At 64.3% G+C, this 24,456-nt stretch carries 19 protein-coding genes; 12 read left to right on the forward strand and 7 right to left on the reverse strand.

Annotated elements, in window-relative coordinates; all coding sequences use genetic code 11:
• The first annotated feature begins 730 nt into the window (after positions 1–730).
• The 9 genes from JI744_RS17570 to cobA all read left to right on the forward strand — a co-directional run bounded on the left by JI744_RS17570 (position 731) and on the right by cobA (position 13,079).
• Positions 731–1,315, forward strand: a complete 585-nt coding sequence (locus JI744_RS17570) for an ANTAR domain-containing response regulator (protein ID WP_202662485.1) — start codon at positions 731–733, stop codon at positions 1,313–1,315.
• Positions 1,312–2,454 carry a CmpA/NrtA family ABC transporter substrate-binding protein gene (locus JI744_RS17575; protein WP_202662486.1) on the forward strand — a complete coding sequence of 381 codons (1,143 nt, stop codon included), beginning with the start codon at positions 1,312–1,314 and terminating at the stop codon, positions 2,452–2,454. Before JI744_RS17570 ends, JI744_RS17575 begins: the two co-directional genes overlap by 4 nt.
• Positions 2,455–2,691: 237 nt before the next feature.
• Positions 2,692–4,059 carry a CmpA/NrtA family ABC transporter substrate-binding protein gene (locus tag JI744_RS17580; protein WP_202662487.1) on the forward strand — a complete coding sequence of 456 codons (1,368 nt, stop codon included), beginning with the start codon at positions 2,692–2,694 and terminating at the stop codon, positions 4,057–4,059.
• Between the two features lie 75 nt (positions 4,060–4,134).
• The gene (locus JI744_RS17585) at positions 4,135–5,223 is read left to right on the forward strand and encodes an ABC transporter permease (RefSeq protein WP_202662488.1); all 1,089 of its coding nucleotides are present in this window, start codon (positions 4,135–4,137) and stop codon (positions 5,221–5,223) included.
• A gap of 2 nt (positions 5,224–5,225) precedes the next feature.
• Complete coding sequence (locus JI744_RS17590) at positions 5,226–6,887, forward strand: ABC transporter ATP-binding protein (RefSeq protein ID WP_202662489.1); 1,662 nt, start codon at positions 5,226–5,228, stop codon at positions 6,885–6,887.
• Positions 6,887–9,331, forward strand: a complete 2,445-nt coding sequence (gene nirB, locus JI744_RS17595; RefSeq protein WP_202662490.1) for a nitrite reductase large subunit NirB — start codon at positions 6,887–6,889, stop codon at positions 9,329–9,331. Before JI744_RS17590 ends, nirB begins: the two co-directional genes overlap by 1 nt.
• Positions 9,328–9,660, forward strand: coding sequence for a nitrite reductase small subunit NirD (gene nirD, locus JI744_RS17600; protein WP_407927610.1), 333 nt, complete (start codon positions 9,328–9,330; stop codon positions 9,658–9,660). Before nirB ends, nirD begins: the two co-directional genes overlap by 4 nt.
• A 3-nt stretch (positions 9,661–9,663) precedes the next feature.
• On the forward strand, positions 9,664–12,264 hold the full coding sequence (locus JI744_RS17605; RefSeq protein WP_202662491.1) for a nitrate reductase: 2,601 nt from the start codon (positions 9,664–9,666) through the stop codon (positions 12,262–12,264).
• The gene (gene cobA, locus JI744_RS17610; protein WP_202662492.1) at positions 12,261–13,079 is read left to right on the forward strand and encodes a uroporphyrinogen-III C-methyltransferase; all 819 of its coding nucleotides are present in this window, start codon (positions 12,261–12,263) and stop codon (positions 13,077–13,079) included. Before JI744_RS17605 ends, cobA begins: the two co-directional genes overlap by 4 nt.
• Positions 13,080–13,165: 86 nt before the next feature.
• On the opposite strand, the gene JI744_RS17615 is transcribed toward cobA, so the two are convergent.
• Positions 13,166–14,554: an NAD(P)/FAD-dependent oxidoreductase gene (locus JI744_RS17615; protein ID WP_202662493.1), complete on the reverse strand. Its 1,389-nt coding sequence runs from the start codon at positions 14,552–14,554 to the stop codon at positions 13,166–13,168.
• Positions 14,555–14,609: 55 nt separating this feature from the next.
• Positions 14,610–15,494 carry a LysR family transcriptional regulator gene (locus JI744_RS17620; protein WP_236019527.1) on the reverse strand — a complete coding sequence of 295 codons (885 nt, stop codon included), beginning with the start codon at positions 15,492–15,494 and terminating at the stop codon, positions 14,610–14,612.
• Positions 15,495–15,594: 100 nt separating this feature from the next.
• On the opposite strand from JI744_RS17620, the gene JI744_RS17625 reads away from it, so the two are divergent.
• The 3 genes from JI744_RS17625 (at position 15,595) to JI744_RS17635 (ending at position 18,671) form a co-directional block, all read left to right on the forward strand.
• The gene (locus JI744_RS17625) at positions 15,595–16,815 is read left to right on the forward strand and encodes an acyl-CoA dehydrogenase (protein ID WP_202662495.1); all 1,221 of its coding nucleotides are present in this window, start codon (positions 15,595–15,597) and stop codon (positions 16,813–16,815) included.
• Between the two features lie 106 nt (positions 16,816–16,921).
• Positions 16,922–18,289 carry an FAD-binding oxidoreductase gene (locus JI744_RS17630; RefSeq protein ID WP_202662496.1) on the forward strand — a complete coding sequence of 456 codons (1,368 nt, stop codon included), beginning with the start codon at positions 16,922–16,924 and terminating at the stop codon, positions 18,287–18,289.
• A 13-nt stretch (positions 18,290–18,302) separates the two neighbouring features.
• Entirely contained in the window at positions 18,303–18,671 is a 369-nt protein-coding gene (locus JI744_RS17635) for a nuclear transport factor 2 family protein (protein ID WP_202662497.1), read from the forward strand.
• Between the two features lie 3 nt (positions 18,672–18,674).
• On the opposite strand, the gene JI744_RS17640 is transcribed toward JI744_RS17635, so the two are convergent.
• The 5 genes from JI744_RS17640 to ftsZ form a co-directional block, all read right to left on the reverse strand.
• A complete protein-coding gene (locus tag JI744_RS17640) occupies positions 18,675–18,836 on the reverse strand; it encodes a DUF3563 family protein (RefSeq protein ID WP_202662498.1) in 162 nt (53 codons plus the stop codon).
• A gap of 122 nt (positions 18,837–18,958) precedes the next feature.
• Positions 18,959–20,599 (reverse strand): DNA repair protein RecN, encoded by a 1,641-nt coding sequence (gene recN / locus JI744_RS17645; protein WP_202662499.1) that lies wholly within the window; start codon positions 20,597–20,599, stop codon positions 18,959–18,961.
• 12 nt (positions 20,600–20,611) lie between these two features.
• Entirely contained in the window at positions 20,612–21,475 is an 864-nt protein-coding gene (locus JI744_RS17650) for an outer membrane protein assembly factor BamD (RefSeq protein ID WP_202662500.1), read from the reverse strand.
• A gap of 145 nt (positions 21,476–21,620) precedes the next feature.
• Positions 21,621–22,538: a UDP-3-O-acyl-N-acetylglucosamine deacetylase gene (gene lpxC, locus JI744_RS17655; protein WP_202662557.1), complete on the reverse strand. Its 918-nt coding sequence runs from the start codon at positions 22,536–22,538 to the stop codon at positions 21,621–21,623.
• Positions 22,539–22,728: 190 nt separating this feature from the next.
• On the reverse strand, positions 22,729–24,372 hold the full coding sequence (ftsZ, locus tag JI744_RS17660; RefSeq protein WP_202662501.1) for a cell division protein FtsZ: 1,644 nt from the start codon (positions 24,370–24,372) through the stop codon (positions 22,729–22,731).
• Positions 24,373–24,456 lie beyond the last annotated feature (84 nt).

A 24,456-nucleotide genomic window follows, 5' to 3' on the forward strand; every position in this document is an offset into this window, starting at 1 on the left:
CTGTTCCCTGATCATCCCGATAATCTGCGCCTCGGTGAAACGGCTTTTCCTCATGTCGTCTGCTCCTTCTCAGGTTGGGCAGACTCTACATCACAGCGAGGGAACTTCCGGGGGGCAGGTCACTGTGTGGCACAAATTTGCACAAGATGTTCTGGACTCGTTCTTGAGAACGAAGAAGCCCCGTCGCGCGGACTAACGCGAACGGGGCTGAATTCGAAGCGGGGCAGCTTCCAGAGCTCGATAACAGCACGACACAGGACGCCAATCAACGCCGAGCCAGTGTCAAACCGTATCAAGTCTTACCAGCACCCGCGCGCCAGCCCGGTTTCGTTGTGCGCGATTATCTCGCGCAGCCCGTCCGGGTAATTCTCCGCCAGGTACTCCACCGCCTCAGCCGAGAGCGTAATCTTGCACCATCCTGCGCAGTCATTCGGTGCGGCCTTTGACATCACGCACGGCGCCAGCGCGCCTAACCCAGTATGCCATGTGAACCAGCCGAGCTGCGAGATGCTAACCAACCACAGGCGAGACTGACACTGACTAACCCCTATCCGCGCCACGGCCTGCCGCCGGGTTTCGGGCAGAGACAGCCCTTCCATCGTCCAGTCAGCACAATAATTAGGCATATGCGTGAAATCTGACGTCCTTCGCCCCGGATTGTGTTGAAAACTGCTGCCCGACACGGCGGTTCGGTTCAGGTAGCGGTGAACACCTGCAACAGGATGGCCGTTTGACCACCGCCCTGACCATCATCGTCGTCGAGCAAGACCGCGAGCGCGCGCTGATGATCGTTGATGCGCTGCGCGAGGCGGGCGAGCATCGGGTGCAGGTCATCGGCTCTGGTGCCGGTCTGGCGCGCCGGGTTGCCGAACAGTGCCCCGATCTTGTGCTGATCGACGCGGGCGACCCGTCGCGCGATGCGCTGGAGGAACTGACGCTTGCCGCTGGCCCGTTGGAGCGGCCGGTGGCGATGTTCGTGGACCGCGCTGACCAAAGCCTGACCCGCGCCGCGATAGAGGCGGGGGTGTCGGCCTATGTGGTCGATGGGCTGAAAAGCGACCGCATCCGTCCGATTCTGGATGCGGCCATCGTGCGGTTCCATGTCTTTCAACGCATGCGTAGCGAGTTGGCTGCAACCAAGGCCGCGCTGGAGGAACGCAAGATCGTTGACCGCGCCAAGGGCCTTTTGATGCGCGCCAAGGGCATTGGCGAGGAAGAGGCCTACGCCCTGCTGCGCAAGACGGCGATGGATCAGGGCAAGCGGCTGGCCGATCTGGCGCAGGCGCTGGTAACGGCGGCGGACCTCTTGAAATGACCCGCACGCTTTCCCTCGGGTTCATCCCGCTGCTGGATGCCGCCCCCCTGATCGTCGCGCATGAGATGGGCTTTGCCGAGCAGGAAGGGCTGCGGCTGAACCTGCGGCGCGCGGCCAACTGGTCGCAATTGCGCGATATGCTGGATCTGGGCGCGGTGGATGCCGCGCATATGCTATCGGTCATGCCGGTGGCGCGCGCGCTGGGTCTGGGCAGCGGACACGGAGAGATTGACGTTCTGATGGTGCTGTCGCTGAACGGGCAGGTCATCGGGCTGTCAAAGGCACTGGCCGCCTCCACCCGCACCCTGCCCTTTGGCGACCCTCAGATTGGGGCCGCCCTGCCATCGGGCGAAATCTTGCGGTTTGGCGTACCGTTCCCGTTTTCGATGCATGCGCTGCTGCTGCACTACTGGCTGTCGCGCATTGCCCCTGACCTGGAAGTCACGTTGCATTCCATCCACCCCCCCCGCATGGCCGAGGCGCTGGAGGCGGGCGAGATCGACGGGTTTTGTGTCGGTGAACCCTGGGGCACGCGGGCGGTGCAGGTGGCGGGGGCACGGCTGATCCTGCCGGGATCGGCGATCTGGAGCCAATCGCCCGAAAAGGTGCTGGCCACCCGCAAGGGCTGGGCCGAAACCGAACCAGAGGTGGCGGGCGCGCTGATGCGGGCCATCTGGCGCGCCGGGGAATGGGCGGATGCCAACCGCGACAGTCTGGCAGAGCTGCTGGCGCTGCCACGCAACCTTGATACGTCATCTTTGCACATCGAACCGGCCCTGCGCGGACAGGTCTTACCTCTGGCGCGCGGGACAGAGGCCGCCGTGCCCCAGATGCTGGAGTTTCACGCCGGGCTGACCAATTTCCCCTGGCGCAGTCAGGCCGCCTGGATCGGCAACGAACTGGCCCAGCGCCACGGCCTGCCCCCCGGCCCGGCCATTGCAGCCGCGCGTACCACGTTTCGCAGCGACCTTTACCGGGTGCACCTTGGCCCGGCAGGCGCCCCCCTGCCCCGTAGTTCCGACAAGGCCGAGGGGCTGCTGCTGCGCGACGAATCGGTTCCGGCGGTTCTGGGCAGCCTGTCTTTGGCGAGAAATCGTTTCTTCGACGGCGCGGTTTTCGACCCGGCGCGCAGCATCTGACTATTTTTCAGGCACAAAGCTGCATCGCAGCAAAAAGACGACGGATCGCTTTGCATTTGCGGCAAACCGGCTTGACCGAATGGCACGCCTGACCGAATCCTGCCCTCAAGACGGAGCAATGGCGTTCCGTCGGTCCCCCTCCAAATGGACCCCAGGCAAAGCCGCCTGACCGCGTTGCGCACCTTTCGTGCCGATGCTGTCTGCGGCTTTTTTCGTTTTTCCAGCAAGGAACTGCCCATGCCACATCTTCGCAGCCTTCTTCTGACCGCTTCGCTTCTGGCGCTGCCCTTCGCGGCCCATGCCGAAACCCCCGGCATCGAGAAAGACACCCTGACCCTTGGTTTCATCAAGCTGACCGATATGGCCCCCTTGGCCATCGCCAAGGAAAAGGGATTTTTCGAGGATGAGGGCCTGACCGTCACGCTGGAGGCGCAGTCGAACTGGAAGGTTCTGCTGGACCGCGTGATCGCCGGGGAAATTGACGGCGCGCATATGCTGGCCGGGCAATCCTTGGCCTCGACCATCGGTTACGGCACCAAAGGCGCACTGGTCACGCCAATCTCGCTGGACCTGAACGGCAATGCCATCACCGTCTCGAACGCGGTCTGGGAGGAAATGAAGCCAGGCCTCAAGCTGGGGGCCGATGGCAAGCCCGAACATCCCATTGCCGCCTCGGCGCTGAAACCCGCGATCGAGGCTGCGGCAGATGCGGGCAAGCCCTTCTCGATGGGCATGGTGTTTCCGGTCTCGCCCCACAATTACGAACTGCGCTATTGGCTGGCGGCGGGCGGCATCAACCCCGGTTTCTATTCCGCCGATGACAATTCCGGCCAGATCGGGGCCGAGGTTCTGCTGTCGGTCACCCCGCCGCCCCAGATGCCCGCCACGCTGGAGGCAGGCACGATTGACGGCTATTCCGTGGGCGAACCCTGGAACCAGGCCGCCGTCGCCAAGGGCATCGGCGTGCCGGTGATCTCGGATGACGCGATTTTCCACAACAACCCCGAGAAGGTCTTTGGCCTGACCAAAGAGTTTGCCGATGCCAACCCCAACACCGTCATCGCCCTGACCAAGGCCATCATCCGCGCCCAGATGTGGCTGGATGAAAACAACAACGCCAATCGCCCCGAGGCGGTCGAGATTCTGTCGCGCAAGGAATATGTCGGGGCCGATGCGGGCGTAATCGCCAATTCAATGACCGGCACCTTTGAATACGAGGCGGGCGACAAGCGGGCCGAACCTGATTTCAACGTGTTCTTCCGTGGCAATGCGGCCTTCCCCTATTACTCCGATGCAGTCTGGACGCTGACCCAGATGCGCCGCTGGGGCCAGATCACCGAGGCCAAGCCCGATGCCTGGTATGCCGACACCGCAAAGTCGGTCTACCGCCCCGACCTGTTCAAGCAGGCGGCAGAGGCGCTGATCGCCGACGGCAACGCCAAGCCCGAGGACTTTGACTTTGACGCCGACGGCTACCGTGACGCCACCAGCGCCTTCATTGACGGCGTGTCCTTTGATGGCACGAAACCGAACGACTACCTTGCCAGCTTTGCCATTGGTCTCAAGGGCGAGGAAAAGGTCGAGAACGGCGAAGTCGTCAACTGATCCCGCCGGGGCACTCCCGATGCCCTCTGGGCGCCCCATCCTTTCCCAGCCTCCTGCCAGACCCGGACCCAGCCCATGACCTCGCTTGATCCCGCCACCTCTGCCGACCAAGGCGCAACCCGCGCCGCCCGCTCTGCCCGCACGCAGGCCATCATCGCGCGCATCGACAATTGGGCCAAGCTGCTTGGCCTTGCATGGATCGCCCCGCTGCTGCGCCTTGCAACGGGCGAAAACCCGCGTGCGCAGCTAAAAGACATCTGGCGTACGCTGCTGGTGCCTTTGGTTGCGATTGGCGTTTTTCTGACGCTCTGGGCCTGGGCTGCGCCCAAGGTTGAAACCTCGCTTGGCGCCATTCCGGGCCCCATGCAGGTGTGGGATCAGGTCGGCGTTCTGCATCAGGACGCGCTGGCCGAACACGCAAAAGAGGCGGCGTTTTACGAAAAGCAGGCCGCCAAGAACGCCGAGTTGATCGCCGCCGGCAAGGCCGATGAGGTCAAGACCCGCAGCTATGCCGGCAAGCCGACCTTTGCCGACCAGATCCTGACCAGCCTGAAAACGGTGTTCATGGGCTTTGTGCTGGCCACTTTGGTCGCGGTGCCGCTGGGCATCATGGCGGGTCTGTCGCCCACCGCCAATGCCGCCCTGTCGCCCCTTGTGCAATTGTTCAAACCCGTCTCGCCCCTGGCATGGTTGCCCATCGTCACCATGGTCGTCTCGGCGCTTTATGCCGGGGGCGAGGGCGGGCTGCCCAAAAACTTCATCATCTCGGCCGTGACCGTGACCCTGTGTTCGCTGTGGCCGACGCTGATCAACACCGCGCTGGGTGTGGCTACCATCGACAAGGATCTTGTGAACGTCGGTCGCGTGCTGAAGCTGGGCCTCTGGACGCGGATCACCAAACTGGTTCTGCCCTCGGCCCTGCCGTTGATCTTCACCGGGCTGCGGCTGTCCTTGGGCGTCGGCTGGATGGTGCTGATCGCCGCCGAAATGCTGGCCCAAAACCCCGGCCTTGGCAAATTCGTCTGGGATGAGTTCCAGAACGGCAGCAGCGACAGCCTTGCCCGCATCATGGTGGCGGTTCTGACCATCGGCATCATCGGCCTGCTTTTGGATCGCGTGATGCTGGCGCTGCAAACCCTGCTGACCTTTCAGGGCCGGAGGTAACCATGGCAATCCTAGAGTTTCGCAACGTCTTCAAAGGCTTTGGCGAGGGAACCTCTCGGTCCGAGGTGCTGAAGAACATCTCGCTTTCGGTCGAGGAAGGGGAGTTCCTTGCGATCCTGGGGTTTTCCGGCACCGGGAAATCCACCCTGATCAACCTGATGGCGGGCCTGCAAACCCCCGACCGGGGCAGCGTGACCTTCAAGGGTGCCGCCATTACCGGGCCGGGGCCGGAACGCGGGCTGGTGTTTCAGTCCTATTCGCTGATGCCCTGGCTGACGGTGGGCGGCAATGTGGCGCTGGCGGTTGACGCGATCCATGGCGCAAAGCCCAAGGCAGAGCGCGCCGCGATGGTGGCGAAATATGTCGCCATGGTCGGCCTGTCGCACGCCATCGCCCGCCGCCCTGCCGAACTGTCGGGCGGTATGCGGCAAAGGGTTTCCGTCGCCCGCGCCCTGGCGATGGAGCCGGAGGTTCTGTTGATGGATGAACCCCTGTCGGCGCTGGATGCGATGACCCGCGCCGATCTGGCCGATGAGATCGAGGGCATCTGGCGGCGCGACCAGAAGACTGCCGTTCTGATCACCAATGACGTGGATGAGGCCATCGTTCTGGCCGACCGCATTATGATTTTGAACCCCGATGGCACCATGGGGCGCGAATTCGCCGTCACCCTGCCCCGCCCGCGCGACAGGGGTGCCATGAACAACGACGCCACCTTTCAACACCTGCGCGCCACTGTCACGGCAGAGCTGATGGAGGTGGGCATGTCATCCAAGGTCGAGGTCACGCGCAACCTGCCCGCGCTGACCCCGCGCCACGCCCTGCCCCGCGCCTATGCCAAGGCCGCCGCCAGCCCGCTGGACGACCGCTATCTGCAATACTCGCAGCTTTCCAAGGTCTATGACACCGCCAAAGGCCCGCTGACCGTGGTGGAAAACTTCGACCTCAAGCTGAAAAAGGGCGAGTTCATTTCGCTGATCGGCCATTCCGGCTGCGGCAAATCCACCGTCCTGTCCATGACAGCGGGCCTGACCGGTATCTCGGGCGGCGCGATCAAACTGGATGGCTATGCGGTGGAAGGCGCGGACCCCGAACGCGCCGTGGTGTTCCAGTCACCCAGCCTCTTCCCCTGGCTGACCGCACGCGAAAACGTGGCGATCGGCGTGGACCGGGTTTACCCCACCGCCAGCCAGCCAGAGCGGCAAGAGGTGGTGGAATACTATCTGGAGCGCGTGGGTCTGGGCGATGCCATGCACAGGCTTGCCGCCGACATGTCGAACGGCATGCGGCAGCGCGTCGGCATCGCGCGGGCCTTTGCCCTGTCGCCCAAACTCCTCCTCCTCGATGAACCCTTCGGGATGCTCGACAGCCTGACGCGCTGGGAATTGCAGGATGTGCTGATGGAGGTGTGGAGCCGCACGCAAGTGACCGCCGTCTGCGTCACCCATGATGTTGATGAGGCGATCCTCTTGGCCGACCGGGTGGTGATGATGTCGAACGGCCCGCGCGCCACCATCGGCCAGATCACCGAGGTGAACCTGCCCCGCCCGCGTTCGCGCCGCGCGATGCTGGATCACCCCGATTACTGGCACTACCGCGCCGAAATTCTGAACTTCCTGCATGACCATGCGCATGGACCCACGAAACCGAAGGAAGCCGCGTGATGACCAAGAAGAAACTGGTGGTGATCGGGGCCGGGATGGCCTCTGGCCGGATGCTGGAACACCTGTTGGAGGGCGGCGGCCCCGAAAGCAAGAATTGGGATGTCACCCTGTTCAACGGCGAGCCGCGCGGCAACTATAATCGGCTGATGCTGTCGCCGGTGCTGTCGGGCGAAAAGACCTATGAGCAGATCGTCACCCATGACGACGACTGGTATGAGGCACAGGGCATCGCCTGCCGCTTTGGCGAACAGATCACCCAGATAGACCGGGAACGGCAGGTTGTCGTCTCAAAGGGCGGTGAGACGCCCTATGACGCGCTGGTCATCGCCACCGGCTCGGCCCCCTTCATCATTCCGGTGCAGGGCAAGGATCTGCCCGGCGTCTGCACCTACCGCGATCTGGAAGATACCAACGCGATGATCGCGGCCAGCCGCCCCGGTGCCAAGGCCGTGGTGATCGGCGGTGGCCTGCTGGGGCTGGAAGCCGCCGCTGGCATGGCCGCGCGCGGGGCCGAGGTGACGGTCATCCACCTGATGGGTCACCTGATGGAGCGTCAGCTTGACCCCTCGGCTGGCTACCTTTTGCAAAAAGACCTCGAACGGCGGGGCATCCGGGTGCATTGCAAGGGCGCGACCAAGGCCATTCTGGGCAAGGACCGGGTAGAGGCCGTGCTGCTGGACGATGGCACTGTCTATGACGCCGATCTGGTGTGCATGGCCGTGGGCATCCGCCCCGAAGTGCGGCTGGCCAATGATGCCCATCTTGAGGTGGGTCGCGGCATCGTGGTGAACGACCAGATGCAGACCAGCGACCTGGCGATTTATGCGCTGGGGGAATGTGTCGAGCATGAAAAGCAGCTCTTCGGCCTTGTCGCGCCGCTATACGATCAGGCGAAAATCCTTGCTGAAACGTTGAACGGCAATACGGCGGCCTTCCAGCCGGTGCAAACCGCGACCAAGCTGAAGGTGACGGGCGTTGACCTCTTCTCCGCCGGTGATTTCGCCGAGGGGCCGGGGCGCGAGGATATCGTGTTCCGCGATCCGGGCCGCGGTGTCTACAAGCGCCTGATATTGGAGGGCGACCGCCTGCTGGGGGCCGTCATGTATGGCGATACCGCCGACGGCTCGTGGTTTTTCGACCTGATCAAGCAGGGCAAGGATGTGTCCGACATCCGCGACACGCTGATCTTTGGCCCCGCCTTCGCCGCCGGGGGGGCCGCTGCAAACCCTTTGGCCGCCGTTGCAGCCTTGCCGCCTGAGGCAGAGATCTGCGGTTGCAACGGCGTCTGCAAGGGCAAGATCATTCAGGCGGTCGAGGGCGGGGCAACCACGCTGGACGCCGTGCGCGCGACGACCAAGGCCAGCTCTTCCTGTGGCACCTGCACCGGGCTGGTGGAAAAGGTCATGGCGCTGACGCTGGGCGACAGTTTCACCGCCAATGCCAACCCGCCGATGTGCAAATGCACCGACCACACGCATGAAGACGTGCGCCGGATGATCAAGGCGCAGGGGCTGAAATCCATCCCCGCCGTGATGCAGGAACTGGGCTGGAAAACTGTGGGCGGCTGCGCATCTTGCCGTCCGGCGTTGAATTACTACCTGCTGGCCGACTGGCCGCTGGAGTACCGCGACGATCGGCAAAGCCGCTTTGTGAACGAACGCAACCACGCCAACATCCAGAAAGACGGTACTTATTCGGTGGTGCCCCGCATGTGGGGCGGCGTCACCACCCCCGCCGAATTGCGCGCCATCGCCGATGCCGCCGACAAATACAACGTGCCGATGGTCAAGGTGACCGGTGGCCAGCGTATCGACCTGTTGGGCGTGAAGAAAGAAGATCTGCCCGCCATCTGGTCTGATTTCAACGAGGCGGGCATGGTGTCGGGCCACGCCTATGCCAAGGGCCTGCGCACGGTCAAAACCTGTGTCGGCGAACAGTTCTGCCGCTTTGGCACGCAGGATTCCACCGGCCTTGGCATCAAGCTGGAAAAGCTGCTCTGGGGGTCATGGACGCCCGCCAAGGTGAAACTGGGCGTTTCCGGCTGCCCGAGGAACTGCGCCGAGGCGACCTGCAAGGATGTGGGCGTGGTCTGCGTGGACAGCGGTTACCAGATCAGCGTCGCCGGTGCGGCGGGGATGGATGTGAAGGAAACCGAGCTTCTTTGCACCGTTCCGACCGAGGAGGAGGCGCTGGAGGTGATCGCCGCCTTCGCCCAGCTTTACCGCGAAAACGCCCGCTATCTGCACCGCATCTACAAATGGGTCGCCAAGGTCGGCCTTGACTGGTGCAAGGACCAGATCGCCGACCGCGCCACCCGCAAGGCGCTATATGACCGGTTCATGATCAGCCAGTCGGTCTATCAAACCGACCCTTGGGCCGAACTGGCCGAGCGCCCGGCGGATTGGGCCCCGATCAAGACCCTGACGCTGGAGGCTGCGGAATGAACGCCATGACCGGAACCTGGACGCTCGTCGGCCCGCTTGCCGACATTCCCCGCCAAGGGGCGCGGGTGGTGAAAACCCGGAACGGCTGCATCGCGGTGTTCCGCACCGCCGAGGATGAGGTCTTTGCCCTGAACGACAGTTGCCCCCACAAGGGCGGCCCGCTGTCCGAAGGCATCGTCCACGGCACCAGCGTGACCTGCCCGCTGCATGCCTGGGTGTTCGATCTGAACTCTGGCACCGCGCAAGGGGCCGATGTCGGGCAGGTGCCGACCTGGCCCGCGCGGGTCGAGGGCGGGCAGGTCTATCTGGACATCGGGCAGCTGGGGTAAACCATGCAAGAGATCCGCAGCACCTGTCCCTATTGCGGCGTTGGCTGCGGTGTCCTGCTGCGCCCAACGGCGGATGGGGTAGAGGTTCGGGGCGACCCGGATCACCCGGCGAACATGGGGCGGCTTTGCTCCAAAGGGTCGGCTTTAGGCGAAACCGTGGGGCCTGCGGGTCGTTTGGCCACGCCGATGATCGGCGATCAGGCGGTCGCTTGGGATCAGGCGCTGGACCTTGTGGCCACCCGCTTTGCCGACACCATCGCGCAGCATGGGCCGGAGTCGGTGGCGCTCTATGTCTCGGGTCAATTACTGACCGAAGATTACTATGTCGCCAACAAGCTGATGAAAGGTTTCATCGGCAGCGCGAATATCGACACCAATTCAAGGCTTTGCATGGCAAGTGCCGTGGCCGGGCACCGCCGCGCCTTTGGCACCGATACCGTGCCGGGCCTGTATGAAGATTTCGAGAAGGCCGATCTGGTGGTTCTGGTCGGTTCCAACATGGCCTGGTGCCATCCGGTTCTTTTCCAGCGGCTGGAGGCTGCGCGCGCCAGCCGTGGCACCCGCGTGGTGGTGATCGACCCGCGCCGCACCCCCACGGCCGAAGGGGCCGATCTGCACCTGCCCATCGCCCCCGGGGCTGATGCCGCGCTGTTCAACCTTGCGCTGGTCGAGGCCGAACGCCGGGGCCTGCTGGACCGCGCCTATCTGGCGCAGGTTGATGGGCTGGAGGCGACGCTGGAGGCCGCCCGCGCCACGGACCCCGCGATGACCGGGCTGACGCAGGGCCAGTTGCAGCAGTTCTACGACCTGTTCCTTGGCACCGAAAAGGTGATCACCGCCTGGTCCATGGGCATCAACCAGTCCGACAGCGGGTCGGACAAGGTGAATGCCATCCTGAACCTGCACCTTGCCCTTGGCCGTATCGGCAAACCCGGCATGGGGCCGTTTTCCCTGACCGGCCAGCCCAATGCGATGGGGGGGCGCGAGGTTGGCGGCCTTGCCAACATGCTGGCCGCCCATCTGAACATCGAAGATGCCGGGCATCGTGATGCGGTGCAGGGCTTTTGGGCCTCGCCCACCATGGCCGGCAAGCCGGGGCTGAAGGCGGTCGATCTGTTTCGCGCGGTCGAGGCGGGGCGCGTCAAGGCGCTGTGGATCATGTGCACGAACCCCGTCGTCTCGATGCCAGAGGCCGACCGCGTGGCGCGCGCAATCCAGAGCTGCGATTTCGTCGTGGTCAGCGACATGATGGCCGAGACCGACACCATGCGGCTGGCCGATGTGCGGCTGCCCGCGACCGGCTGGGGCGAAAAAGACGGCACGGTCACCAATTCCGAACGCCGGATCAGCCGCCAGCGCCCGTTCCGCAAGCCCGCCGATCTGGCACGCGCTGATTGGTGGCAACTGGCTCAGGTGGCGCGGCGCATGGGGTTTCAGGGCTTCAACTGGGAAACCCCGGCCGAGGTGTTTGCCGAACATGCCGCCCTGTCGGGTGTGGCAGGTGCCTTGGGCAGCGACTTCGACATATCGGACCATGCCGCGATCACCCGCGCCGAGTATGATGCGTTGCAACCTTTCCTCTGGCCCGCCAATGCGCGCAAGCAGGGGGGCCGCTTCTTTGCCGATGGCCGGTTCCACCACAAGGATGGCCGCGCCCGGATGATTGCCGTCACCCCGCGCGTGACCGCCGCCCCGATGATCCTGAACACCGGGCGGGTGCGCGACCATTGGCATACCATGTCGCGCACCGGCCTTGCCCCCCGCCTGAACCAGCACATGGCCGAACCGTTTCTGGAGGTGAACCCCGCTGACGCCACCCGGCTGGGCCTGCAAGCGGACGGTCTGGCCCGTGTGAGCGGCATGGGAGCCAGCGCCCTGCTGCGGGTGACGATCACCGACCGCGTGGCGCCAGGGCAGCCCTTTGCCCCCATCCACTGGACGGGCGAAACCACCAGCGCGGGCCGGGTTGGTGCCGTGGTCGAAGGTTCGTTCGATCCCGTCTCGGGCCAGCCCGCGCTGAAAAGCGGCGCGGTCAGTGTCGAGGCGGCAAAGCCCCTGTGGTTCGGCTATGCGGTGTCGGCCCGTGGCCTAAGCCCCAATTGCGCCTATTGGGCGCGGGCGATTCACGCCAAGGGGATGACCGCCGAGCTTGCCGGTTTTGACGAGCCCGAAGATTGGCAGGCCCACGCCCGCGCGCTGTTTTCCCTGTCTGACGAGGTTTCGGTGCAGATGGTGACCGACACGGCGCGGGGCCGGGTGCGGCTGGCCTTTCTGGCCGAAGGGCGGCTGGTCGCCGCGCTGTTCATCGACCGTAGCCCGGTGGCCCTGTCGCGCGCCCATGTCGCCAGCTTGCTGGGCGAGGAAACCTCCGGCGCGCTTTCGGGTCGCCCCGGCGCCGACCGGCCCGACCCCGGCCCGGTGGTCTGCGCCTGTTTCTCGGTGGGGATGAACACCATCGTCGAGGCCATTGCCACCGGCGCCTGCCTGACGGTGGCCGACCTTGGGGCGGCGCTGAAGGCAGGCACCAACTGTGGCGCCTGCCGCCCAGAACTGGCCGCCCTGATCACCCGCCACCGCCCCCAACTGCAAGAGGCCGCCGAATGAGCCTGCTGCCAGACCCCGCCCGCATGACGCCTCTGCCCCACCCCGGCCATCTGTCTTTGGTCGGGGCAGGTCCGGGGGCCGCTGACCTGATGACTTATCGCGCCGTCCGCCGTCTGCAACAGGCCGATGTCGTGCTCTATGACCGGCTGGTCAGCCCCGAGGTTCTGGACCTTATCCCCGCAACCATCCCGCGGCTGGACGTGGGCAAGGACTGCGGCAACCACCGCTGGACACAGGCCGATATCGACGCCCGCATCGCGGCAGAGCTGCGTCTGGGCCGCCGCGTCGTGCGGCTGAAATCCGGCGATCCGGCCATTTTTGGGCGGGCGGGCGAAGAGATTGCCATCGCCATGGCCGAAGGAGCCACCGTGGAAATTGTTCCGGGCGTCACCGCCGTTTCTGCGGCGGCGGCAAGCCTGTGCCAACCGCTGACTACACGCGGGCTGGCGCAGCGGCTGGTGCTGGCCACCGCCACCGACCATCGCGGCGATCTGGCGGCAACGCTGGCAGATGACTTTGGCCCCGGCACCACGTTGGCCCTTTATATGGCGATGACGCGTCTGGACCAGGTGGAATGCGCCCTGCTGTCCAGCGGCGCAGCACCCGATACGCTGGTTACCATCGTCTGCGCCTGTAGCACGCCACAGGAACAGCGCGCGGCCTTTGCACTGAAAGGACTGGCAAAGGCTGTGGCGCAGGCAGGCGATCTGCGTAACCCGGCCATCGTGCTGTTGACTTGGGGGCTGACGGCGGCGCAAGGCACCGCCCATGCCGCAAGGCTTCCTGCCATCGGCTGCGATCAGACCAAGCGATAAGGCCCCACCCCATCGCAATAAACCGCCCTTGGAAACAGGAGTGATCAGGCGGCTCACCTGTTGCTCGCGGCACCGAGGTGGGGGGCCTAGTGCCGTCCTGTCAACCAATTGCCGAATTTGGCGAAACGCGAGGGCGGAATGCCCAGCCGCGCCTCTCGCCCATCGGCGATACGCAGCAGGGAATACATGCTGTGAACACCCAGCCAGCGGAAGGGTTCCGGTTCCCACGCCCGCACCTTGCGATTGACCCACGGCAACCGCGCAAGTTCGGTATCGCGGTTCAAGACCAGATCGGCCAAGGTCCGGCCCGACAGGTTCGAGGTAGAGACCCCGACCCCGACATACCCCCCGGCCCAGCCGATGCCGGTCGCGGGATCAAGCCCCACGGTCGTACACCAGTCACGCGGCACGCCGATGACACCGCACCAGGCATGATCAATGGCGAAATCGCGGGTCATCGGGAAATGGGTATGCAGGATTTCGGTCAGCCGCCGGATCGTCTCTCCATCCGGCGCGCCGGAGTTGTCGAGTTTTGAGCCATAGCGGTAAGGCACCCCCCGCGCGCCCACGGTGATGCGGCCTTCACGCGTGCGTTGGCAGTAACAATAGGCATTGTTGAAATCACCAAAGATTTCATGCCTTTGCCAGCCTATTTCATCCCAGACATGTTGTGGTAGCGGCTGGGTCGCAATCTGCGCGGAATTGAGCGGCAGCCACTCCCGTTCATGCCCCGGCAGGGTGGCGGTAAAGCCTTCGGTGGCACGCAGGATGAAGCGGGCCTTGACCGTGCCGCAGTCGGTTTTCACCTGACCGGCGCTGAATTCGGTGACGGTCGTGCCCTCGACAATCTGCACGCCCATCCGCTCGACCACATCGGCCAGCCCACGCACCAGTTTCGCGGGCTGCACGCGGGCCACATCGGTCACGATCATGCCGCCAAGGATGCCGGGCACGTTGACCCGCGCCCGCGCCTCTTCGGCCCCGATCCCGAATGTGCGCTGATCTTCGCCCCAATGGCGGCGATGGGCCACCTCGGCCTTCAGCCGGTCCAGTTGCGCGGGGTTGGTGGCCACCATCAGCTCATCGGTGGGCAGGATGTCGGCGTCGATCCCCTCTTCCGCCGCCACGCGGATCACCTCGGCCACGGTGCCGTTCATCGCCTGCACCATCTGGCGCACCGGGCCTTCGCCCTTGTCCGCGGCATAGCGGACATGGCTCCACGCGAACCCGCCCGACAGCCAGCCCCCGTTGCGGCCAGAGGCACCAAAGCCCGCGAATTCCTTTTCAATGACAAGGATGTTCAGGCTGGGATCGGCTTTTTTCAGGTAATAGGCCGACCAGAGGCCGGTATACCCCGCGCCAATGATCGCCACATCCACCGTGGTATCGCCCCCCAGCGCCTTGCGCCGCGTCTTTGGCAGGCCGATGTCGGCATACCAGAAGGAAATATCACCGATCTTCTTGGGCTGGGTCATGTCGCACCTTTTGGGTTGCCCCATGATTGGCGCGGGGTTTGATCAAACGCAAGGATCAGACGGCGATTTCCCCTTCCAGCCATTTGCGAAACGATACCAGCGGCGCGCGGGCGGGCGTTGTGTCGGGCCAGACGAGGTAATACGATCCCAGCGCCTTGACCGCCCCCCCCCAGACCGACACCAACCGCCCCTCGGCCAATTCCCGCGAAATCAGGAACCGCGGCATCAGCACCAGCCCAAGGCCGTGAATCGCCGCCTGCGACATGGTGGAAAACTGATCGAACAGCATCGCAGGCGGGCGGGTTCCCGCCTCGCCATGATAGGCCAGCCAGCGCCCCCAATCGCCGGGGCGGCTTTCCAATTGCAACAGCGGGTGGTGCAGAATGTCGGCCGCGCGGGTCAGGGGCGCGGGCAAGAAACCGGGGGCGGTGACGGCGATCAGCTCTTCATCCATCAGCTTGAGATATTCGACACCGGGCCAGTCTTGTCGGCCATAGTGAATCGCGGCATCAAAGGCGGTGGTTGCGAAATCAAATGGTTTCAGCCGGGTGGACAGGTTCACCGTCACCTCGGCATGGGCTTGTGCGAACCGGGCCAGACGCGGGGCCAGCCAGTTCACGCCAAAGGCAGGCAGGATGGCCAGGTTCAGGCTGCCCCCCGTCGGATTGGCGCGAAGGGTCAGCGAGGCTTGGGACAGCGTCTGCAATGCACGCCGCGCCTCGGCCACGAAATCCAGCGCGGCGGGCGTCAGACGCAGGCGGTGCTTGTCGCGGATCAGCAGCGCCACGCCCAACTGCCCCTCCAGCACTTGCAACTGGCGGCTGATAGCGCCTTGTGTCAGGTTCAACTCTGCCGCCGCAGCCGAAGCAGTGCCCAGCCGCGCCACCGCCTCCAGCGCCAGAAGCGAGGGAACTGAAGGCAGATAGCGGCGCGCGAACATGAGTTTTCCTGATAATCTGTTGCGGTGGTTTCGTTGGATCATGCACCAGAATCGTGCGATACGCATCCCATACCATGACATTTCCACGGCGGAGGCAGAAATGGCCGATAAACCCAAGCTGAAAGCAAAAGACGCCCCCGATCTGGGCCGGTTCGACTGGGAAGACCCCTTCCGCCTTGATGCGCAACTGACCGAGGAAGAGCGCGCCCTGCGCGACGGCGCCCGCGCCTATGCGCAGGAAAAGCTGCAACCCCGCATCATCATGGCCTTTGCCGAGGAATCGACCGACCCGGCGATTTTCCGTGAAATGGGCGAGATGGGCCTTCTGGGCGTGACCGTGCCCGAGGAATACGGCGGCCTTGGCGCCAGCTATGTCGCCTATGGCCTGATCGCGCGCGAGGTTGAGCGGGTCGACTCGGGTTATCGTTCGATGATGTCGGTGCAGTCGTCGCTGGTGATGTATCCGATCTATGCCTATGGCAGCGAGGATCAGCGCAAGAAATACCTGCCCAAACTGGCGAGCGGCGAATGGATCGGCTGCTTTGGCCTGACCGAGCCGGATGCCGGTTCCGACCCCGCCGGGATGAAGACCGTGGCGAAGAAAACCGCCAATGGCTATGTGCTGAACGGGTCCAAGATGTGGATATCGAACGCGCCCATCGCCGATGTGTTCGTGGTCTGGGCCAAGTCTGACGCGCATGGCGGCAAGATCCGTGGCTTTGTGCTGGACAAGGGCACCAAGGGCCTGTCGGCGCCCAAGATCGGCGGCAAGCTGTCGCTGCGCGCCTCGATTACCGGCGAGATCGTGATGGAGAATGTGGAGGTGGGCGAGGACGCCCTGCTGCCCCATGTCGAGGGGCTGAAGGGGCCGTTCGGCTGCCTGAACCGCGCGCGCTATGGCATTTCCTGGGGTGTAATGGGCGCGGCAGAGTTCTGCCTGTCGGCGGCCCGCCAATATGGGTTGGACCGCAAGCAGTTCAACAAGCCCATCGCGCAGACCCAGCTTTTCCAGTTGAAACTGGCCAATATGCTGACCGAGATTTCGCTGGGCCTTCAGGCGTCGCTTCAGGTCGGTCGGCTGCTGGATGATGCCAATGCCGCACCCGAGATGATCTCGATCGTCAAGCGCAACAACTGCGGCAAGGCGCTGGATATTGCCCGCTGGTCGCGCGACATGCACGGCGGCAACGGGATTTCCGAGGAATTCCAGGTGATCCGCCACATGGTGAACCTGGAAACCGTGAACACCTATGAAGGCACGCATGACGTTCATGCGCTGATCCTTGGGCGGGCGATTACCGGGTTGCAGGCGTTTTTCTGACCCAATTTCCTTCGAGGACTTTTGGCCCGCGCCCTTGGTGCGGGCCTTCGCTTATGTGATCCACTCGCCCTTTCCCTTCCCCCTGCCCTCGCCTAGTGTCCGCGCCATGAGTCTGGCCCCTGCCCTTGATGAGATGCGTGCCCTGCTGGGTGACCGGCTGTCCACCGCCCCGGCGGTTTTGGCTCACCACGCCCAAAGCGAAAGCCATATCACCGCCCGCGCGCCCGATGCGGTGGCGTTTCCCCTCACGACCGGGGAAGTGGCCGCACTGGCGCGGATTGCGGCGGCTCACGCTGTGCCGTTGATCGGCTGGGGCGCGGGCACCTCACTGGAGGGGCATGCGCTGGCGGTGACGGGCGGTGTGACGGTTGATTTCCGTGACATGGCGGCGGTCATCGAGGTCAGATCCGAAGACCGGATTGCACGGGTCCAGCCCGGCATCACCCGGATGGCGCTGAACGCCTGGCTGCGCGATACGGGGCTGTTCTTTCCGGTTGATCCGGGGGCCGATGCCAGCCTTGGCGGCATGGCCGCCACGCGGGCCAGCGGCACGGCGGCGGTGGGCTATGGCACCATGCGCGACAATGTGCTGGGGCTGGAAATCGTGCTGGCGGGGGGCGAGGTGATCCGGACCGGATCACAAGCGCCGAAGTCTTCGGCAGGATACGACCTGACCGCGCTGTTTGTCGGGTCCGAAGGCACGCTTGGCCTGATCACCGAACTGACGCTGCATCTGCACGGCCAGCCAGAGGCGGTATCTGCCGCGACCTGCGGCTTTCCCAGCATGGCGGCGGCCGTGGATTGCGTGATTGCCACGATGCAGATGGGCATTCCCATGGCGCGGATCGAGTTTCTTGACAGCGCCACGGTTGCCGCCTGTAACGCCCATTCCAACATGGCCCTGCCCGAAACCCCGCTGCTGGCGGTGGAGTTCCACGGCTCACCCGCCGGAGTGCAGGAACAAGCGGAACGATTTGGCGAAATCGCGGCTGGCTTTGGGGCCGACGGCTTCCGCTGGGCCAAGGCCGAGGAAGACTGCCGCGCCCTGTGGAAAATGCGCCACGCCGCCTATCCGGCGATTCTGGCCAGCCGCCCCGGCGCAAAGGCCGTGATCACCGATGTCTGCGTGCCGATCTCAGCGCTGGCGCAGGCGGTTGAGGAAACGGCAGCGGATATTGCCGGCAGCCCGATTCCCGGCCCCATTCTGGGTCATGTCGGTGACGGAAATTTCCACGCCATTTTGCTGATTGACCCCGCGAACCCCGATGACCTGACAGCCGCCAAGGCGCTGGCCCACCGCATGGCAGAACGCGCGCTGCGGCTGGGCGGAACCATTACCGGCGAACATGGCATCGGCTTGGGCAAGCTGGGCCTGATGGCGGCCGAACATGGCGCGGCCTGGGGCGTGATGGACCGCATCAAGGCCACGCTAGACCCGATGAACCTGATGAATCCCGGAAAGATGGTGCCATGAACGGTGTGAACGAATGACTGGTGAAGAGTTCATCCGCGCCTTTGCGCAAGGCTTTGGGGCGGGCGACGCCGTCGCGCTGTCCACCCTGATGGCCGAGGGCGGCACCGCCCTGACCCTGACCGGCCAATGGGCCGAGGGCAAGGACGAGGTCGCAACCAGTCTGGCGGCCGAATTCGCCGGCATCTTTGCCCGCGCCCGCCTTGTCACCGGCAAGGGCAGCGCGCGGTCGCTGTTTCCCGGCTGTTTTCTGGTGCGCCAGCGGTTCGTGATCACCGGCGCAGTGGATGAGGCCGGGACCGACATTCCCCGGATCGGGGCAGTTCTGGTCGCGGTTCTGGGGCGCGATGGCGTTGAGAACCTGACCTTTTCGGCCCTGAGCTAAGGGTTACATCCCGAAGGCGCGATGACGGAACATGCCCTGTTCGATCATCCGCTCCCGCCGCTCCAGATCGGTGCGCGATACGGATTCGTTCAGATAGGCACGCTCGCGGTCTTCCACGGTTGGCGGAAGAAGGGTGTTAAGAAAAGATTTGACACGGTTCAGCATTGGAACCTCCTGATTTCTGCTCATGGGCTGAAAATAGGATGCCGCGACGCGGCATAGTAGTGCCGCAATTGCGAAATCCGCTATGCGCGCAGTGCAATAATAATACTAATAGCGCATAACTCTCAGGCGGAAAGCAGGGCCCTTGCCGCTTCCCGCGCCGCTTCGGTGATGCGGTCACCGGCCAGCATGCGGGCAATTTCCTCCACCCGCGCCTCTGGCGGCAGGGATGTGACGGTAGAAAGCGTCTGATTTTTCACAACTTTCTTTTCCACCCGCCAGTGATGCCCGCCCAAAGCCGCCACCTGCGGCGAATGGGTCACCACCAGAACCTGCGCCCGCGCGGCCAGCGATTTCAATCGCCGCCCCACGGCATCGGCGGTGGCGCCACCAACCCCCCGGTCAATCTCGTCAAAGATCAGGGTCATGCCGGGCGCCTCGCCGGTCAGGCAGACCTTGAGCGCCAGCAAGAAGCGCGAAAGCTCCCCGCCCGAGGCAATCCGGTTCAACGGGCCAGAGGGCGCGCCGGGATTGGTGGCAACGGTAAAGGTAACCGCATCCACCCCGTCCGGCCCCGGATCGGCGGTGGTGACCTCGGTGGCGAAAACGGCGCGCTCCATCTTCAGCGGCGCGAGTTCCGCCGCCATCGCCGCATCCAGCCGCTTGGCCGCCTCGCGCCGTGCCTTGGTCAGCCGCATCGCCTCGGCGGTGTATGCGCGATCCGCCTCGGCCACAGCGCGTTCCAGTTTCGCAAGCCCCTCAACGCCGCCGTCAATCGCCGCCAGCCTGCCCCGCAGCGTTTCGGCATGGGTGCCCAAATCATCGGGCAGCACGCCATACTTGCGGGCCAGCGCGCGGATGGCAAACAGCCTCTCTTCCAACGCCTCCAGTTCTGAGGGGTTGAAATCAAGGCTGCGCAGGGTGTCCTCCACCCCCGCCTCGGCATCCGAAAGCTCCAAAATCGCCCGGTTCAGCGCCGCAAGCGCCCCATCCAGCCGCCCCTCAGCCTTGTCAGACGCCCCTTCCAGCCAGCGCAAGGCATCGCGCATCGCGCCCCCTGCCCCGTCGGCCAGCGCGCCATGGGCGCGGGCGATGTCGGCGCGAATACGCTCTGCCCCTTGCATCAGGCGGCGGCGGGCATCCAGTGTGGCCTCTTCGCCGGGTTCGGGGTTAAGTTTGTCCAATTCCCCAACAGCATGGCGCAGGAAATCCTCTTCAGCCTGTGCCCGTGACAGGGCCGATTGCGCCGCTTCCAGCGCCGACCGCGCCTCGGACCGGGCGCGCCACAACCGGCGGGCCGGGCCTGTATCAATCTGACCGAAGGTATCCAGCAGCAGCCGATGCCCACGAGGGTTCAGCAGCCCCCGATCATCATGCTGACCGTGCAATTCCACCAGCGTATCAGACAGATCGCGCAACAGTTCCCCCGTGGCGCGACGGCCGTTGACCCAAGCCGTCTTGCGACCATCGGCGGTGTTGACGCGCCGCAGGATCAGTTCTCCCTCGGCCTCTAGCCCCGCCGCGTCCAGCACGGCAAACGCAGGATGCCCCGCAGGCAGCTCGAACACCGCCTCAACTTCACCCTGCGCGGCCCCCTGCCGGACCAGTTCGGCCCGCCCGCGCCAGCCCAGCACGAACCCCAAGGCATCAAGCAGAATCGACTTGCCCGCCCCGGTTTCGCCGGTCAGCACATTCAGCCCCGGCTGAAACGCCAAAGAAAGCCGGTCGATGATCAGCACATCGCGGATATCAAGCGAGACGAGCATTCGCCCCCCGGCTTACAGCCATTCGCCCCGGATCATCTGGCGGTAAACCTTGGCCAGCCAGCCATCGCCCTTGACCTTGGGTTCAAGACCGCGCCCCTTGAGCAGCTTGAAGCTGTCTTCATAGAACGGCGACGACTGGTAGTTATAACCCAGAATCGCCGCAGCGGTCTGCGCCTCATCCGTAAAGCCAAGCGCCAGATAGCATTCGACCAGACGGTGCAGCGCCTCGGCGGTATAGCTGGTGGTTTGGTAATCCTGCACCACGGTGCGGAAGCGGTTGATCGCAGCCGCGTAATTGCCGCGTTTCAGGTAATATCGCCCGATCTCCATTTCCTTCGCCGCAAGCTGGTCAAAGGCCATGTCGAATTTCAGCATCGCCGATTTGGCATATTCGCTGTCGGGATATTGCTCGATCACCACGCGCAGCGCTTGCAGCGCCTGGAAGGTCAGGCCCTGATCGCGGCCAACCTCGTCAATCTGGTCATAATAGGACAGCGCCAGCAGATACTGGGCATAGGCCGCGTCCTCATCGCCCGGATAGAAATCCAGATACCGCTGGGCGGCGTCGCGCGCCTCATCATATTTCTTGGTCTGATGCAGGGTATAGGCCTGCATGATCAGCCCGCGCTTGGCCCATTCGGTATAGGGGTAAAGCCGCTCCACCTCCTGGAAATAGCGAAGCGAGGCCTTGGGGTTCTTTTGAACCTCCAGCTCTTTCTCGCCCATCTCATAGATCTGCTCGGGCGTATAGCTGTCTAGCGGCGCCTCTTTGGTCTGCTTGCCGCCCAGACCGATCACGCTGCATCCGGTCAAAACCGACACAAGCAGCGCAGTGCCCAAGGCCTGCCGCAACGCACCCGACTTTACGACTGCCATCTTCCGCCTATCCATCTGCCTCGGGCGGTTCCATCCTTGAAGGCGGAACCTGCCAGTCACGGCCCTGACTAGCACAGAAAAATTCCGGGCGCAAAACGGGTTTGTTGCCCGAGCGGCGGTTTCGGCACCATGTTCGGGCACTGGGTCAGGCGCAAGCCGGAAGATCGGCGGCATGAACGCCCACGCCGGGCAGTTTTGCCCCGGTCTTGTTCGTCATATCCACCCAGGCCCAAGCGCCGGGCGTGGCAAAAAGCGCACGCAGCAAGCGGTTGGTCAGCGCGTGCCCCGCACGAATGCCGGTGTAACGGCCCAAAATGGGCCCTCCGGCCAGCGACAGGTCGCCCACCGCATCCAGCATCTTGTGGCGCACCGGCTCATCCTTGTGGCGCAGACCGCCGGGCGACAGAATCCGGTCGCCATCAAACACCACGGCATTTTCCAGCGTGCCGCCAAGCGCCAGCCCGCGCTCCTGCATAGCCACCACTTCGGCATTGCGGCAAAAGGTGCGGCTGTCGGACAGTTCGCGCACGAAAGCCCCGTTCGACATGTTCAGCCGCTTGGCCTGCTTGCCGATCGCCGCCTCGGCAAAGTCGATCGCAAAGTCGATTTCCAGCATATCGGCCGGTTCCAGCCGGGCGACGGCCAGACCATCGCGCACCTCAACCGACTTCAGAACGCGCAGCGCGCGCACAGGCTCATCCTGCGCGACGATCCCCGCCGCCAGAATGCCTGCCACGAAAGGCGCGGAAGACCCGTCAAGAATCGGAACCTCGGGGCCATCAATCTCGATCTCGGCGTTGTGAATCGCCGAACCGGCCAAGGCTGCCATGATATGTTCGATCGTCGAAACCGAAACCCCTGCACCATTGGCAATCAGGGTGCACAGCTTTGACGGCACAACCGTGTCCCAGCGGGCCGCGATGCGGGCATCCGCCACCACATCGGTGCGACGGAACCAGATGCCGTGATCCGCCGCGGCGGGTCGCAGAACCATGGTCACCGCAGCCCCCGAATGAAGGCCGGTTCCCTGAAAGATGGCAGCTTGCGCGAGCGTGTTCTGCACGGGCGTCGTTCCTGGTTCCTGCGTCTTGGCCAGCATGAATGCCGGTGCCATTTACCTAAGTTGAGAAGCCGTTTACCTCAACTCACTCTTTGTGACGGAATATGTCAGCGCCGCGGTGCGGCAAGCCATTGATATAAAAGAAAAAGCCCGGCACATGGCCGGGCTTGTTACAGTTTCTTGCGCCTGTATTTCAGTTGGCCTGACGGCGCAGGAAGGCGGGAATCTCGATCCGCTCCTGATCGGCAGACAGTTCCTGCTCATCATCGTAAGAGGTGACAGGGGGTTGCTGACGGGCGGGTGCAGCGGCGCGCTCGCCTTCGCCATGACCACCAGCCATGCGGCTGATCAGCCCGCCGATGCCAAAGCGCGGGCGCGTTTCGGCCGGTTTGGCGGCGGCGGGAGCAGCGGCGCGGGGCGCGGCAGCAGCAGGCGCTGCCGGACGGGCGGCGGCACCGGGATTACGCGAGACGGCGGCCTGCAACCGGGCCAGCGCCTCGGGTGATGGGGTGCCGGGGTTGCGCGGACGCGGGGCAACGAAGGTGCCCGGGTCGGTATCATGGCTGGCCGCCGGGGCCGGACGGGCCGCAGGCTGGGCTGCCGGTTGCGGGCGATAGGCGGGCGGCGGCATATCGTCAGCCGCAACCTCTTGCACGTCAACCTCGGGGCGGAAGGTGGCGGCGGGCATGTCATCAAACAGGCCGGGATCGTCGTTGACCTCAACCTCGATCACCTGCTCTGCCACAACCGGAGGCATCGCGCGTTGCAGCGTCATCGGCGCTTCGCGCTTCGGCTCTGGCTGATGCGCAGGCTTCAGCGGTTCGGCCATCGGGCGGCGGGCCACGGCGGGCTCTGCCCGGTTGGCCTGGCTGACATCGATGCCCGTGGCCACGACCGACACGCGGATCGCGCCTTCCATCGTGGTATCCAAGGTCGAGCCGACGATGATATTCGCCTCGGGATCAACCTTTTCGCGGATGATGTTCGCCGCTTCGTCCAGCTCGAAGAGCGTCAGGTCATGGCCGCCGGTGATGTTGATCAGAACACCCTTGGCACCATTCAGGCTGATCTCATCCAGCAGCGGGTTGGCAATCGCCTTTTCGGCGGCCTGAACCGCGCGGTCATCGCCCGATGCCTCGCCCGTGCCCATCATGGCCTTGCCCATCTCGTCCATCACCGCGCGCACGTCGGCAAAGTCGAGGTTGATCAGGCCGGGGCGCACCATCAGGTCAGTCACACCCTTGACGCCCTGATACAGCACGTCATCGGCCATGGCGAAGGCTTCGGTAAAGGTGGTGCGTTCATTCGCCAGACGGAACAGGTTCTGGTTGGGAATGATGATCAGCGTATCGACGACTTTCTGAAGCGCGGCAATGCCTTCTTCGGCTTGCTTCATGCGCTTGTTGCCTTCGAACTGGAAGGGCTTGGTCACGACGCCGACGGTCAGCACACCCAGCTCTCGCGCGGCCTGCGCGATGATCGGGGCAGCGCCAGTGCCGGTGCCGCCGCCCATGCCGGCGGTGATGAAGCACATATGCGCACCGGCCAGATGATCGACGATTTCCTCGATGGTTTCTTCGGCGGCGGCGGCGCCAACGGTCGGGCGGGCCCCTGCCCCCAGACCTTCGGTTACCTTGACACCCATCTGGATGCGGCTGGCCGATCTGGACTGTTGCAGCGCTTGCGCGTCGGTGTTCGCCACTACGAACTCGACCCCTTCAAGCTGCTTGTCGATCATGTTGTTCACAGCGTTGCCGCCCGCACCGCCAACACCGAATACGGTGATGCGCGGCTTCAGCTCTTCCTGCTGAGAGGTCATGATCAGGTTCAATGCCATCGTCTGTCCGCCTGTCCCTTGCACCCGCGGTCTAAAGCCGCGCCGTTACTGTCCCGCACTCTTGCTCCGGGCCGTCCCCGCCCG

Source organism: Fuscibacter oryzae (assembly GCF_016765795.1).
Lineage (GTDB): Bacteria > Pseudomonadota > Alphaproteobacteria > Rhodobacterales > Rhodobacteraceae > Fuscibacter > Fuscibacter oryzae.